Below are 14,046 nucleotides of genomic sequence, written 5' to 3'. Positions count from 1 at the left end.
TTTAAATTTCTCTAAATGTTGTTATGGTCATGGTTTGATTTTGTAATTCACATTCAGCTCTTTCATTTAATGGAGAAATTTCGCCATAGGAATAGAATCCCGTAATCCTAGTTTTACTACCAAAACGCTCTTTAGCCTTAACTATTTCTTCCTCAGTTCGCTCGTTTAAAACTAATTTTCTACCAATACAACTTATCATTAAAGCTAAGTCAGGTTCGTCTTCTAAATCAGACAAAGCATAATCCGCAGCCATACCCGCAGCTTCTATAAGCTTGTCGAAGTTTGCCTTCATAAGTCTAATGATACTTCCTTCAGGCATATTTCCGGCAAATGTCATGGTTTGATTTTCCTCATTAATAGATAAAATTGTCCTCACGTTGCTTTTGCCTTCATCGTTCATTTTGATGGAAAGCGGAAAGAGCAATGATGAAGATGGCAATTCTTCAGAAAAAGTTCCCAGGTATTCTTTATATAATTCTAAGGCATTCTTGCCATCTAGCTCATGTAATATGTTCTTTTTAGATTTAGTAATAATTTTCTCATGACCAAACTCATCCCATCCTCCTAAAGAACCATGACCTACTTTAATATTATCTCCATAAAAGCCAACTAATGCTACATTTCCTTCTTCTATATTATAGTCTACGCCTACCAGAGTAGACTTGAAATTGGCTCCATCACCAGCCAAACCACCGGTGATAAGAATGTTGTTTTTGTTGGAACTTAGAATTCCATGGACCAGTTCTGTTCCATTAATTAAATTGCCATCCGATATAACTAGTATATATTTGAGCCCGTCTGTGGGTAAGAGGGCTGTTAGCTTTTTGCCAAGTGGATAGCTTCCTGTACAACTTTTAATGTTCGCATAGAAGACTTTGGTTTCTGTTTTTTCAAAATGAATGGCTGTTAACGAGATGCTATCTTCATGTAATTCTTCGCCCAATATTTCTCCAGCCGTAGTGGTAGAAATCACTTTGGCTTGAGGATATTTTCCTCTTATTATTGTTATATTTTCAGTAGTTAACTGTTCTTTACCACAAAAGGCCAAAATCAATTGACAATCCAAAGAATTAAAACTTTCGGTTTCATTTTTTGTTTGCCAAGTTCCATTATAGAAAAGTTCCTGTTTTATTTTCATTTTTAGCCCGTTTCTTGTAATTCCTTTTTAATAAGTTCAATGTACTTTTCGAAATTATTTATACATCGATGAGCAATGGCAATTACGTGTTCATTAATACCATCAGATTTTATAGTCACTTCTATAATTCTACAGTCTTCTTCAATTTCCGAAAGTCCTACCATCCCTAAAGATGGTTTTATTCTATGTGCTAGACTAGCTACCTCTTTCCAATTTTGATTTTTTACTAATAAATGAAATTCTTCCATTTGTGGAGGTATTTCTTCCAAAAATGTTTCGAAAACCATTTTCTTAAAATCATTATCTCCTGCATAAATCTCTCCTAATCGTTCTCTATTAATACTAATGTCATTTTTGAGATTATCTTCAAGATTGGCTTTTATCCTGGGATCTTTAAAAAAATGACTAAGTAACACGTTCATTTCTTCTGGAGTAAATGGTTTAGTTAAAATGTCATTCATTCCCGCATCAAGGGCTTTTCTTTTTTCCTTTGCCAATGCAGAAGCCGTCAATGCCACGATTGGTGTAACTTTATTGATGTTAATAGTATTTCTAATCTGTATAGCGGTTTCATAACCATCAAGATTAGGCATTTGAATATCCATTAAAATCAAGTCAAAATGATATTTGTTAATCATTTTCATAGCCTCAAGCCCATCAGAAGCGTGTATTACATTCACTTCGCATTTTTTAAGAAGTCTAGTTGCGTATAACCTGTTCATGGCATTATCTTCTACCAATAATATACGCTTATTAGAAAAATCTGTGGCATCATTCTCTAACAAACCAATTTGATTTTTACGCGGCGTATTGGTTTTTATGAATGGCAGTTCAAAACTAAATATAGAACCAGAACCTAACTCACTTTTTACACTGATGCTACCTTGCATTCGTTCTATTAATTCCTTAACTATCGCTAACCCTAATCCGGTGCCTTTTGTTTTTGATTGTTGTTTAGAACTTAATTGTTTGAATTTTTCAAAAATCAATTCAAGCCTTTCTGAAGAAATCCCAATACCGGTGTCTTGAACAGTGAATTGAATGTTACAGACATTATTTTCTTCATTAATAATATTGGCCTTAAGGCTGATTGTACCTTTTTCGGTAAATTTCTCGGCATTGCCCACTAAATTTAAAAGAATCTGATTTAGAAGAGTTTCATCTCCTATAATTAGGTTTTGAATTTTACTGTCTATATCAATTGTTATAGAAAGATTCTTTTTAGTGGTTTTTAATTCAAAAGTTCTTTGAAGCGTATTTAACAACCCAATTAGGTCAAAAGGCTCACTTTTTGGCTCAATTTTCCCCGCTTCAATTTTTGCCATATCCAAAATGTCAGATATTAACGTATGCAGAAAATTTGCAGAATTTCTTATGATATTAAAATATTCCAATTGCTCCTGAGACGGATTGGTGTCATAAAGAAGATGCGACATTCCAATGATGGCATTAAGGGGAGTTCTAATTTCATGGCTCATATTGGCCAAAAAATCGTGCTCAACTTTTTGTGATTCCTCAGCTTGTTTTTTTGCCAAAGCCAGTTCCGCTTGGACGTTTTTCTGTTCGGATAAATCATAGTGAATGCCTACAGAACCAATTGTTTTTCCCTTTTCATCAAAAACGGGTCCTCCACTGATTAAAACCCAAAGTAGATCCCCATTCTTTTTTTTCATTTGAATTTCATAATTGCTTACTTCTCCCCTTAATCTCGACTCATCCTGAAGTCTCAATAGGGGCTTATATTCCTCTGGCAGTAGAATGTTGTTCGCAACCTTACCGATAAGCTCATCTTTTGAGTAGCCGGTCATCTGACAAAATTTGTCATATGCCCTAACTATGATACCATTGAGGTCAACTTCAATATACCCCAAATCCATATTCTCCATTATGTTCCTATATTTCTCCTCACTTATCTCAAGCTGCTTCTGTGCTATATATTGACTTGTTATATCCCTAGCAACCCCTTTACCGCCTTTAAAAACAGACTTTTCATTTATGCGAATAAACTCGTTTTGGAAGTTTTGGCTTAGCCATATTATTTCTCCGTCTTTCCTAATACAGGGGAATTCAACATATAATTTGGGCTCTTTTTTCTTAATACAATCGTTGAAAGAATTCCTTACTAATTCTTTATGACTATCCGCAATTAAATTAAACACATTTCGCCCTTCAAGTTCATCTGATTCACATTGAAGTATCCTATAAGTTGCTTGATTTGCATAAATAACATTGGCATTAGCATCTACTTCATAAATAATATCGTTGGCAGATTCTACCAATTGTTCATAACGAAGCCTACTTTTAACTAAATCATCGGTTCTATTTAGTATTTCTTTTTCTAGAGTTTCATTCAAAAGTCTTAATTCTTCATTCGTATGATAGAGCTCCAAAGCTTTTTCCTCTAGAATTTCTTCAGCTGACTGTCTGGCAAGCTTTTCCCTATTGATTCGTTTCTTTAAAAGTTCAACTTCTTCGTTCAAATTCATTCCTAAATCTTTTCAATCGTAAACAATACTACTCGTCCGTCTTCTGCCAATAGGTTTTTACTAATCCTAGCCTCTTCATTATAATGTTTCATACATCCACGAATTAGTCCAACGGCTAAATCGGCCATTCTTCTGTCGGAAGTATATTCCATAATTATTTTTTTATCCGTCTTCTCAATGACTTTGAAAGTGGGTAGTTCTGCATCAGGATAAAGTTTTTTTACTTGAACGTGAATGTGATCTTCAATAGAATTCAACAAATCCAAACCATTATTAATATCTGCAAATAGACTTCCATAGGCCTGTTCTAAAGATTTAAAAAGGTGCTCCCCGAACGTTTCTAATAAAACTGTTAAAGGAATGTTTGTTTTTTTATGAAGATTACCAACCAAGGTTATAATTTCTTTATGTGAATAGGTGCCTACTGCCGAGTAAATACCTTGAGATGGTAAGCTTTCCATGGTAAGAAGGTCGTCAACCATCTGGTAGCTAAAGGTTTCCTCCACCATCTCTAGAAATTCAGTAAATATAATTCCTTTCATTTATACAATTTTATGTAGTTCAAACTACTACAATTTGATAAGTAATCATCATTATTTCACATTTTCTATTGCTCTGGGGATATGTAGGTAATCTCTAGTTTATACCGGAGTCGGCGGAGCTTTGTGAATAAAAAGAGAAAGAAGTGTGTTTAAACCCTGAATGGGTTGAATGTCATTCTCTATAAATAAATCGATAAAGATTTTACAGCACTAATAAATTTAAACCCCGCATCTTTAAAAATAGCTGAGCCAAAACAGCCACATCCCTTCCACAGTACTCCTTAATCTTTTCTAAATCATTTTCTTCATGATAAACCCGATTGACGTCCGCACCGGAAATGTCTGATTTACTACTTGGAATGTCAAAAACAGCTGCCAGTAAGTCTAAGGAAGTGAATTTCTTATAATCGCCAAATTTCCATAATTCCATAGTATCAATATGGTTGATTTCCCAAGGCTTTTTGCCTCCAAGGTCTAAGGCATCAGGTAGTTTTAGACCATTTATAAGCATTCTGCGAGAAAGGTATGGGAAGTCAAACTCTTTACCATTATGAGCACAGAGCTGTAAGGAGTTTTTTGCCTTATGTTTGTCTAAAATGGCTGAAAAGTCTTCTAGTAGTTCCTTTTCTGAATTGGCAGAAAGCACTTTAGTTTTAAGTTTCAAAGTCTTATTTTCCTCCAGATATAGACCTCCAATGCCTATGCAAATCACCTGTCCAAATTCGGCATAGATGGCCGCCCTATCCTTATACATTTCTGCTGCAGAAAGTTCGGCGTCATTTTTTAGATAAGCGGCTTTTTTATCCCAAAGAGGTTTTAATCGATCAGGAAGTTCGTTGTAATTGTTTTTTTGTGCCGCAGTTTCTATGTCCAGAAACAGTATGTTAAAGAGAAGTGGATCCATCTTGATGTGAAATTGTTCTACCAAAGTAAGAAATTTTTAGGACTTTAGAATTTTAGGAGTTCTGGTCTCCTCGGAGTTTTTTATATCATTTATGTCTTCCAGTAGCTTTTTTTAAGGCAATAAGATGTTTCAAGCAGCTTTCTTATTCAAGTTCTTGTTTCTCGAAGGCGACAGATTGCTCATGAGTATCTGTAAAGTTCAAGCCTTTCAATATGGGTGTAGATGTAAAGAAACGGGTGAACCTACCAAATTGGCTAAGAGCAATGGTCTAAAAGCTAGAGGTTTCCGATGTAGATTCAGCCGAAGACCCAATCAACAGTGGTTCTGTAGAAGCAATGAACAACACGGAATAACCACAATGAAGATATTCTTTACTTTGGCATTGCCTAATGCAAATAGATAATCATATAAAAATATGAATCAAATATTCTATTCGGATAAAGTTCGATTTGAAAAAAGGGATTCATTCATCTTGGGAGGATTTTCTACATCATATCCCCAAGCCTGTGCATTGAGAAATGCGGCAGCTTGCAATCTTTCTTGAATGCTTATGGGGTGCGAAAGATCAAATGTAGGTTTTTCACTTTCTTCATTTGTTCTTCACCTAATGGCCGTTTTATTTGACTTAAACTCATTCATATTCAAAAATAAGCATTAATTTTTTTTAAAATAGCATTCACAATCTGCTCAGCATGTATTCTAGAATTTTCAATGAAAAGACTGTGGGTGTTCATTCCACCACATACCACTCCGGCCAAATAAATATTGGGGAGGTTGGTTTCCATACTTTCTTCGTTGTATTGAGGTTTTAAGATTTGGTCTTCAGAAAGGTTTATGCCCACTTTTTTAAGAAAAGGAAGGTTCGGTTGATAGCCTGTCATGGCTATTACCCAATCATTTGGAATTGTTTTTTCACCTTCTGGGGTTTTGATAGTCACTTGTCGTTCTTCAATACTCGTGATGGAAGAATCGAAATAGGCTTTTATGGAACCCTCTTTTATTCTGTTTTCCACATCGGGTTTAACCCAATACTTGACGCGGTCGCCAATTTCTTTTTGACGAATCACCATGGTTACTTCCGCTCCTTTTCTCCATGTTTCCATGGCGGCGTCTACAGCAGAATTATTGGAGCCAACTACCAATACTTTTTGAAAGGTATAGAAACTGGGGTCTTTATAATAATGGGTCACTTTTGGTAAACCTTCACCTGGTATCCCCATTAAATTTGGAATGTCATAAAAACCCGTACATATAATGACACTTTTGGCCATGTATTCTTCTTTACTGGTCTTTATGGTGTATAAATCCTGTTTCGGGCTTACTTTTTCTACCTCTTCAAAGAGTTTGACATTCAGGTTCCATTGGTTAGTAACTCTTCGGTAATACTCTAAGGCTTCTGTACGTGTGGGTTTAGAATTGATAGACATAAAGGGAACATTGCCAATTTCAAGTCGCTCAGAAGTACTAAAAAAAGTCATGTTTAGTGGATAATGATATAGCGAATTTACGAGAGTTCCTTTTTCTAGGATAACATAACTTAGTCCGGCTTTTTGTGCTTCTATACCACAAGCCAGACCTATAGGTCCTGCTCCAATGATGGCAATATCGAATATATTCATAATGATTTGGCGTCTGTAAATGCTTAAAAAGTAGTTGTCAAAATTTAAGATACTTCAAAAGCTTGTATGTAAGAAATGCGATTGAACCTTTAAAATAACTTGGCTTTGGAAATACAACAGAGTTGAAATATTAAATGGTTCTGAACGAGCGTTAAATTATTTGTGTTTCATTTTTGACTCGTTTAAAGCTAATTGTGGCTAAAGGATTGTTTTGTCGCTCAGAAAAGGCGACTTTTGCACCCCGTAAACCATTAAGAGTTTGCACGATAGAAATTTCAAGAGCATATAATATACTTCATCACCCAGGAAGTAAAGTAACAGACTAAAAAGATGCCTGTTTGGGTACAGGAAATAAGATATGGAAGGATTTATAATGGCCGGACAGCTTTTGCTAGGCTTGACTGTTTTAGTTGGATTACACGAATGGGGGCATTTTATTGCCGCTAGAATGTTCGGAATCCGTGTAAATAAATTTTACATCTTTTTTGACTTTTTATTTCCACTGCCAAATGTGCTGAACTTTGCCCTTTGGAAGAAGAAAAAGGGAGATACTGAATATGGTATCGGCTGGTTTCCAATGGGAGGCTATGTGGATATTGAAGGTATGATAGATGAAACCAAAGATGCTTCAAAGTTAGCTTCGGAACCAAAGCCTTATGAATTTAGAGCCAAGCCGGCATGGCAAAGGTTGATCGTAATGTTAGGCGGCGTTATAGTCAATATCGTTTTAGGAGTCCTTATATTTTGGGGAATGACTTATAAAGCGGGTGACAACTTCTTAACAATGGAAGAGGTCAATAAGTTAGGAATTGTGGCACATCCAGTAGCGGAAGAGATAGGTCTTAAAACGGGAGATAAAATATTAGGCGTAGGTGGAAAAGAGGTGAAAACCTTTTCGGAAGCCATGGGATCTGACGTACTTCTTGGAGAAAACGTTTACTATACGGTCTTAAGAGATGGTGAAACCATTGAGATTCCTATTCCAAACGATTTGTATGAGAAACTTTCAGATGAAAATAGTGAAGGTTTTATCGATGCGGTGCAAACTTTTTCTGTTGGTGAAGTGATGCCCGACATGCCTGCTTCTGAAGCTGGACTGAAAGAAGGTGACAAGATAGTTTCTCTTAATGGAGAGAACATTATGTACTATCATCAGTTCACAAACTTGGCCGGGAAAAATTCTGGTAAAGAGGTGGAGTTAATGGTTAAAAGAGGAGATGACACCGTTGCCATAAAACCAACATTTACCGAAGATGGGAAATTAGGTTTTCAGTCTATTCCTGATTTAAAATATGAGCATGTTGACTTAGGGATCGGTCAGGCGTTTGTGATGGGTTCTGGTAGAGCATTTTCTGTTATAACAGATAATATTAAGGGCTTCAAGAAGATTTTTACGGGTCAAGTTTCTGCAGGAAAGGCCATGGCGGGTCCAGTAGGAATTGCAAGAAAGTTTTACGGTGGTGTATGGGATTGGACACGTTTCTGGATGATTACAGGAATGCTATCTATGGCATTAGCCTTTATGAATTTACTGCCGATACCTGCTTTAGACGGAGGACATGCCGTTTTACTCGTGTACGAGATGATATCTGGCCGTCAGCCGTCGGTTAAGTTTATGGAAAGAACCCAGCAAGTGGGTATGGTTATATTACTTAGTTTGTTGGCTTGGATTATGTTCAATGACACCATGCAAGCTTTATTTTAAAATGAGCCAAAGTTTGAAATACGTGGTATTCCTTTGCTCCTTATTAAGTTTGGGTATCGGAAGACACGATTTTCATACGTCCCTGACGGAAATGCGACTTAACGAAGCTTCTAATTCATACGAAATTACGTTAAGGGTATTTACCGATGATTTCCAAAAGTCTGTGGAGGTAAGCAATCCAGGAGTCAAAATTGACATTTTTTCTGACAGTTCTGAACCTTTTGTGAAACAGTATATTAAAAAACATTTTGCCTTTGTCAAAGGTAAGGAGGTTAGGTTTGCCAACTATCTGGGTATGGAGGCAGAAGCAGACGCGACCTGGATATATCTAGAACTTAATAAGACTAGCGAGCTTAAAGGGTATAGTATTTTGAACAGTATTTTTATGGAAGTATTTGATGATCAAAGCAATCTTCTTAATGTTTTGAATGCTAAAGAGCGTCATACTTTGATTTTTTCTTCTGATAATAAACTGCAAAAATTTCCAATTTAAGTCATAGAACTTCTTTAAATGGTATGCTTGCATAATAATATTTCTGATCTAACTTTGTGATGTTAGTAACTTACTCTGAATCATGAAGAAAGAAGAAACAATAGATTTCCATATCAAATGGACATGGCATGCTATTTCTAGAATGTACAATGTTTATGCTGCTCAGAATGACATGACTATGTCTATTGGCTATGTTCTTCTAAACATCGACATGGATAATGGTACCCCAGCCACTAAAATAGGTCCTTCTATAGGAATGGAACCTAGAAGCCTTACCAGAATGCTTAAATCATTAGAGGAGAAGGGTTGGATCTATAGAGAGACGGATGTCAAAGATAAACGATTTGTCAATGTTTTTCTGACCAAAGAAGGCAAGGCCAAGAGGTCTTTTGCAAGAGAAGGAGTGATTGCTTTTAATAAAGCGATAGGGGATGTCATATCAGAAGATGAGTTAACCATATTTATTCAAGTATTGGACAAAATCAAGGCGACGGTAGAAAATCAAACTTCAGATCCCAAAGCAGGTCTAATGGCTTTAGAAATGATTTAATTTCTATACTTTTGAGCTATTATACTTTTCTATGCTAAAAAAAGGTGTTCTTCTTTTGTCCGTTATTTTGGCTTGTGGCTATACGGCTAATTCGCAAAGCGTGGCTTATTATCCATTTAGCTCCATTTTATCGGTATCTACCAACCCTGAGTCTAGGTTGTGGTTGGATTTAAGATTCCAAACAAACTCATTTTTCTCTTCATTGGGAACAGAGGTGGCACCAGCGATAAATTTAAATAGAAACGCTAAAGGAAGGTTTTACTTAGGTGGAGGAATGAGGTTCAATTATCTGGCTACTTTCCAAAATTCTGGGAATATATATGAAGGGTTCTTTTTTAATGCTGGCGTAAGATCAGCACCTTTTGAAAAATACCCACAGGTTCAGGTGGCGTTTGAGTTATCTCCTTATGTGGCTAGCGACTACGAGTCTGGCCTTTTAAGAACCAGACTCGGTATCGCTTATAATTTCTCCAGGAAATAAGATTTTATCTTCCTAGGTTTCGTGCTTCTTCAAAATGACCCATGGCAGCTTTTAACATTTCATCGTCTTTGCCGATGACCCTGTAAAAGGAATTACTTAAACCATTTTGGTCTTTCCATATACTCCTTGCTATAAGAGCTTTAACTTGATTTTGTACAAATCCTTTAGATTTCTTGAAATCGCTGTCTACATATTTAATGCCTATAGCTTCGCCTTTCTTTACAATTTCTTTTAACATGGCTTCAGAAACATTGAAAGACTTGATGTAAGCATCTAAAGACATCTTATTCAAGGCTTCCGCATGGTCATTTGCATAGATGAGAGCATATTCCCTAACCACGTTAGTGCCATACAATTCCATTAAGTATTTACTGATATGTGTAGTATCTCTGCTTACAAACACATCTGGGGTTATTCCGCCACCACCATAAACGGTACGGCCTCCTTTAGTCTTGTATAAGTTCTTAGGATCATTTCTAATACTATCGGCATTGAAAAATTCACCGTGCTGGGCTCTTTCACCTAATTCTCCATAATAATCATTCAGATCCCCTGAAGTGTACGGTTTCTGAATACTTCTACCAGAAGGAATGTAATATCGTGAAATGGTTAATCTTAGCTCAGAACCATCCGAAAGAGAAATGGGGGCTTGAACCAAACCTTTTCCAAAAGTCCTCCTTCCTATAATTAAAGCTCTGTCGTAATCTTGAAGTGCTCCAGATACAATTTCCGAGGCAGAGGCACTGCCTTCGTCCACCAATACTACCAATGCACCCTTTTCAAAGATTCCAGCCTTTCTAGCGTACATTTTGCGGTCGTTTCGGTCATCTTTCCCATCTGTATATACCAAAACGTCATTTCCGGAAATAAACTCATCTGCTATGGCTGTGGCTCTTTCTAGATACCCTCCAGGGTTACCTCTTAAATCTAGGATAAGCTGTGTCATCCCTTGTTTCTTTAAACCCTTAAGGCCGTCCAAAAACTCGTCGTAAGTGGTTTCTGAAAATCTATTTATTTTGATATAGCCAGTTTTCTTATCATCCATGAGATAAGAGGCGTCTACAGAATAGGTAGGGATCTTGTTTCTAATAACTGTAAATTCCAAAGGCTCCTTAAAGCCTTTTCTTTTTATTTTCATCTTGACCTTGGTGCCTCTTTCGCCACGAAGTGTATTGAAAATAAGACGTGTACTGAGTTCTTCTCCGGTTAATTTGGTGCCGTTAGCCTCTAAAATAGCATCGCCACTTAAGATGCCAACTTCTTCCGAAGGGCCACCAGACAAAGGAGTAACTACGTAAACGGTGTCATTGAAAATATTGAATTCTACACCTATTCCGTCAAAACCATTTTGAAGTTCAGACATGGCCAACTCAGCTTCTTTAGCTGGAAGGTAAGCAGTATGGGGGTCTAGCTTCTCTAGCATTTTGGTAATACCATATTCCGCAAGAGAATCCGTATCTACAGGATCAACATAGCTTCTATCTATATAAGTCAGGATCTCCTTAAACTTACTAGAGGATTTAATAACATCGCCGACCATGTTTTGGTCGCTGAAGAATTTTGCTCCGATCTGTATACCCGCTGCTAAAGTAACTGCTACAATAATGGGGATTCTTATGGCGAATTTGCTATTCTTTATTTTTTTCTTCTCTTCCATTCTCTTTTCTTTTAAGCTCTGTTAATAACTTCTAATGGATGTAATTTAGTTTCTCAAAGGAAAGCAATTTTTAGCTCTTTTGGTGTTTGTGCATCCTTAATATGTAAATTAGAACTATAAATACCAAAAGGCTTATGTAAAACCATAAACTGTGCATGGCTTGAAAGTCTTCCGATGATGTTTTTTTGCAAAGCAATAATGCAAGGCCTCCAATCCATAATTGAATCATGGATATAAGCTCAATGACGATAGCATGGGAATTAGCCATAGAGCCTTTTTCCTTTGGTAAGGGTGAGTTAAAAATAGAGGGGTCTGCTTTTTTTACCAGATGAAGGACAAATAAAACGAAAGCAGAAATAGATAGAAATATCAAGGGTCTGGCTTTTGCGTCATTCGTAGTACTATTCGTAATATCATAAATAAGCATTTGAGCATTTCCAGAATTCACCTCTTGATGCTGTAAATGATAATACAAAGCACTCATTAATAGGAACCAAGCCGCCCATGAAGCAATATTGCTAATCATTCATTAAAGACCGTGCTTTTCCGAAATTTCTAACATTCTGTCTATTGGAGCTCTAGCTTTTTCGAGAATTTCATCAGAAAGTAAAATCTCTGGACTTTCGTCTAATAGGCATCTGTAAAGTTTCTCCATTGTATTTAGTTTCATGTGTGGGCAGTCTGCACAAGCAACACAGGGGTGCCCGTTTTTGACTGTTGGAGCCACATGGAATATTTTATCGGGAGAGGCTTTCTTCATTTGATGAATAATACCAGATTCCGTAGCTACTATGAACTCCTTTGAAGGGCTGTTAATGGTATATTTCAATAAGCCTGTGGTAGAGCCAATGTATTCCGCGTTATCTAAAACAGGTTTTTCGCTTTCTGGGTGGGCTATAATGGTAGCCTGAGGGTGTTTCGCTTTAAGGTCGGCAATCATCTCTGCAGAGAAGGCTTCGTGAACCATGCATGCTCCATCCCAAAGAATCATGTTTCTTCCTGTTTTACGATTTAGAAAGTCCCCAAGGTTTTTATCCGGAGCGAAAATTATTTGTTTGTCCTTTGGTACGCTTTCTACTATTTTAATAGCATTGGTACTGGTACAAACAATATCCGTAAGTGTTTTGAGCTCCGCAGAGCAGTTAACGTAGGAAATTACGACAGCTTCTGGGTGTTTGGCTTTAAAAGCTGTGAATTTATCTGCGGGAGCAGATTCTTCTAAAGAGCAACCAGCGTTAATATCTGGTAGGACTACTTTCTTACTTGGAGATAATATTTTGGCAGTTTCTGCCATAAACCTCACACCTGCAAAAACAATAATATCCGCTTCTGTTTTGGCCGCTTGTTGAGAGAGACCTAGGCTGTCACCAATATAATCTGCAATATCTTGTATGTCTGAGGTTTGATAGTAATGGGCCAGAATGACAGCATTCTTTTCCTTTTTTAATCTGGCAATTTCAGCCACATAGTCAATCTTCTCTTCTACTATTGCTTCCATATCAATTAGGACAGGTGAATTCCTGAATTTTAGTTCTTAAAAGTTCGTTGTTTTTATCAAAGCGTTTTTCTTCAATCAGGTTGCCATTTGCGTCATAAGTGTTTTTTACAACGCTTAGAAGGTTGGCATTATATATAAAACGCTCTTCCGAAATTTTTCCTTGTGCATTATTGCTATAATCAATAACGTATTCCAAAATGTTATTTCTACCATACCGAGATTTTTTGGTCAAATAGCCATTGGTATAGGTATATAGTGTTTTAGCAATCAATTTATTGTTTAGAAAAGTGCTGTCTTTTCCTATCTTTCCTTCGTTATTGTAATCAGAAAAGGTCACTTCAATCATTCCACCAACTACGTCATTTCTTTTGTAGTATGTTTCTTTTGAAGAGCTGTTGTATTTATATTCTTTAGAGAGGTTTACTTCTCCCTTGGCATTATGCATTTCATATTTAACCACATCCCCCTTGTCGTTTTTTTCGGTAACTTCTTTTCCACTGATACCGTTATTAGCATCAAAGTAAAGTTTAACTTCCGTGCCGTTTGAGGAGGTGAGCTTATTGATGATATTATTTAGTCCGTTAGGCTTTTTGCCTTCTGTTTCAGAAATTAGATTACCGAGCCTGTCGTAGGTTCTAAGGATTGAGGTTTTGAATTCGTCATTCACAAATTCAGAGATTTTACTTAAATACCCCTTTTCGTTATATTCAAATACCTTTTTGGTAGTATAGGAACCACCACCTTGAGAGTTGGGGATTGTTCTGGTTTCCTCAATGAGACTCCTGTTGAGGTTATATTTGTTAATGAGCTCAGATTCTTGACCCTTGCCGGTAATTGTAGCACTTCTTGTTAGTAAACAGTCCGATTGTGCCTGCACAAAATGAGCTGCCAGAAATAAAATAAACAAAATAAGAAGACGTCTCATTGGGTAGATTTTGTCGTTATGAGGTTACCAAATTACAAAGTTTTGGAT

13 protein-coding genes are annotated in these 14,046 nt (G+C 36.6%); 4 read left to right on the top strand and 9 right to left on the bottom strand.

Features of this window, described 5'->3' with window-relative positions; all coding sequences use genetic code 11:
• Position 1: 1 nt before the first annotated feature.
• The 5 genes from ACTBZY_RS04280 to ACTBZY_RS04260 all read right to left on the bottom strand — a co-directional run bounded on the left by ACTBZY_RS04280 (position 2) and on the right by ACTBZY_RS04260 (position 6,689).
• On the bottom strand, positions 2–1,138 hold the full coding sequence (locus ACTBZY_RS04280) for an FIST signal transduction protein (protein ID WP_463045100.1): 1,137 nt from the start codon (positions 1,136–1,138) through the stop codon (positions 2–4).
• 2 nt (positions 1,139–1,140) lie between these two features.
• A complete protein-coding gene (locus tag ACTBZY_RS04275; protein ID WP_463045099.1) occupies positions 1,141–3,624 on the bottom strand; it encodes a PAS domain S-box protein in 2,484 nt (827 codons plus the stop codon).
• A 2-nt stretch (positions 3,625–3,626) separates the two neighbouring features.
• Positions 3,627–4,166, bottom strand: a complete 540-nt coding sequence (locus tag ACTBZY_RS04270; RefSeq protein ID WP_463045098.1) for a heme NO-binding domain-containing protein — start codon at positions 4,164–4,166, stop codon at positions 3,627–3,629.
• Positions 4,167–4,368: 202 nt separating this feature from the next.
• Entirely contained in the window at positions 4,369–5,070 is a 702-nt protein-coding gene (locus tag ACTBZY_RS04265; RefSeq protein WP_463045097.1) for a 3'-5' exonuclease, read from the bottom strand.
• 641 nt (positions 5,071–5,711) lie between these two features.
• Positions 5,712–6,689 (bottom strand): YpdA family putative bacillithiol disulfide reductase, encoded by a 978-nt coding sequence (locus tag ACTBZY_RS04260; RefSeq protein ID WP_463045096.1) that lies wholly within the window; start codon positions 6,687–6,689, stop codon positions 5,712–5,714.
• Positions 6,690–7,047: 358 nt separating this feature from the next.
• Here ACTBZY_RS04260 and rseP point away from each other — a divergent pair, with 358 nt between their 5' ends.
• From rseP to ACTBZY_RS04240, 4 genes are all read left to right on the top strand, one after another.
• Positions 7,048–8,394 carry an RIP metalloprotease RseP gene (rseP, locus tag ACTBZY_RS04255; protein WP_463045095.1) on the top strand — a complete coding sequence of 449 codons (1,347 nt, stop codon included), beginning with the start codon at positions 7,048–7,050 and terminating at the stop codon, positions 8,392–8,394.
• On the top strand, positions 8,369–8,887 hold the full coding sequence (locus ACTBZY_RS04250) for a DUF6702 family protein (RefSeq protein WP_463045094.1): 519 nt from the start codon (positions 8,369–8,371) through the stop codon (positions 8,885–8,887). The genes rseP and ACTBZY_RS04250 overlap by 26 nt, the downstream gene beginning before the upstream one ends.
• A gap of 82 nt (positions 8,888–8,969) precedes the next feature.
• Positions 8,970–9,437: a MarR family winged helix-turn-helix transcriptional regulator gene (locus ACTBZY_RS04245; protein ID WP_463045093.1), complete on the top strand. Its 468-nt coding sequence runs from the start codon at positions 8,970–8,972 to the stop codon at positions 9,435–9,437.
• A 31-nt stretch (positions 9,438–9,468) separates the two neighbouring features.
• Entirely contained in the window at positions 9,469–9,918 is a 450-nt protein-coding gene (locus ACTBZY_RS04240) for a hypothetical protein (protein ID WP_463045092.1), read from the top strand.
• Between the two features lie 4 nt (positions 9,919–9,922).
• Here ACTBZY_RS04240 and ACTBZY_RS04235 read toward each other — a convergent pair whose 3' ends face one another.
• From ACTBZY_RS04235 to ACTBZY_RS04220, 4 genes are all read right to left on the bottom strand, one after another.
• Positions 9,923–11,575: a S41 family peptidase gene (locus tag ACTBZY_RS04235; protein WP_463045091.1), complete on the bottom strand. Its 1,653-nt coding sequence runs from the start codon at positions 11,573–11,575 to the stop codon at positions 9,923–9,925.
• Positions 11,576–11,645: 70 nt separating this feature from the next.
• Positions 11,646–12,101: a hypothetical protein gene (locus tag ACTBZY_RS04230; protein ID WP_463045090.1), complete on the bottom strand. Its 456-nt coding sequence runs from the start codon at positions 12,099–12,101 to the stop codon at positions 11,646–11,648.
• A gap of 3 nt (positions 12,102–12,104) precedes the next feature.
• Positions 12,105–13,073 carry a quinolinate synthase NadA gene (gene nadA, locus ACTBZY_RS04225; protein ID WP_463045089.1) on the bottom strand — a complete coding sequence of 323 codons (969 nt, stop codon included), beginning with the start codon at positions 13,071–13,073 and terminating at the stop codon, positions 12,105–12,107.
• A 1-nt stretch (position 13,074) separates the two neighbouring features.
• On the bottom strand, positions 13,075–13,998 hold the full coding sequence (locus tag ACTBZY_RS04220; RefSeq protein ID WP_463045088.1) for a hypothetical protein: 924 nt from the start codon (positions 13,996–13,998) through the stop codon (positions 13,075–13,077).
• Positions 13,999–14,046: the final 48 nt, after the last annotated feature.

The organism is Arcticibacterium sp., from assembly GCF_055134445.1.
This window is presented reverse-complemented; position numbering and strand designations above follow the sequence as displayed.

Bases quoted from the DNA above. Each gene is read 5' to 3' on its own strand.
- ACTBZY_RS04270 (WP_463045098.1), bottom strand. From the start codon at position 4,166: ATGAAAGGAATTATATTTACTGAATTTCTAGAGATGGTGGAGGAAACC.
- rseP (WP_463045095.1), top strand. From the start codon at position 7,048: ATGGAAGGATTTATAATGGCCGGACAGCTTTTGCTAGGCTTGACTGTT.
- ACTBZY_RS04235 (WP_463045091.1), bottom strand. From the start codon at position 11,575: ATGGAAGAGAAGAAAAAAATAAAGAATAGCAAATTCGCCATAAGAATC.
- ACTBZY_RS04260 (WP_463045096.1), bottom strand. From the start codon at position 6,689: ATGAATATATTCGATATTGCCATCATTGGAGCAGGACCTATAGGTCTG.
- ACTBZY_RS04220 (WP_463045088.1), bottom strand. From the start codon at position 13,998: ATGAGACGTCTTCTTATTTTGTTTATTTTATTTCTGGCAGCTCATTTT.
- ACTBZY_RS04240 (WP_463045092.1), top strand. From the start codon at position 9,469: ATGCTAAAAAAAGGTGTTCTTCTTTTGTCCGTTATTTTGGCTTGTGGC.
- nadA (WP_463045089.1), bottom strand. From the start codon at position 13,073: ATGGAAGCAATAGTAGAAGAGAAGATTGACTATGTGGCTGAAATTGCC.
- ACTBZY_RS04265 (WP_463045097.1), bottom strand. From the start codon at position 5,070: ATGGATCCACTTCTCTTTAACATACTGTTTCTGGACATAGAAACTGCG.
- ACTBZY_RS04245 (WP_463045093.1), top strand. From the start codon at position 8,970: ATGAAGAAAGAAGAAACAATAGATTTCCATATCAAATGGACATGGCAT.
- ACTBZY_RS04275 (WP_463045099.1), bottom strand. From the start codon at position 3,624: ATGAATTTGAACGAAGAAGTTGAACTTTTAAAGAAACGAATCAATAGG.
- ACTBZY_RS04280 (WP_463045100.1), bottom strand. From the start codon at position 1,138: ATGAAAATAAAACAGGAACTTTTCTATAATGGAACTTGGCAAACAAAA.
- ACTBZY_RS04250 (WP_463045094.1), top strand. From the start codon at position 8,369: ATGACACCATGCAAGCTTTATTTTAAAATGAGCCAAAGTTTGAAATAC.
- ACTBZY_RS04230 (WP_463045090.1), bottom strand. From the start codon at position 12,101: ATGATTAGCAATATTGCTTCATGGGCGGCTTGGTTCCTATTAATGAGT.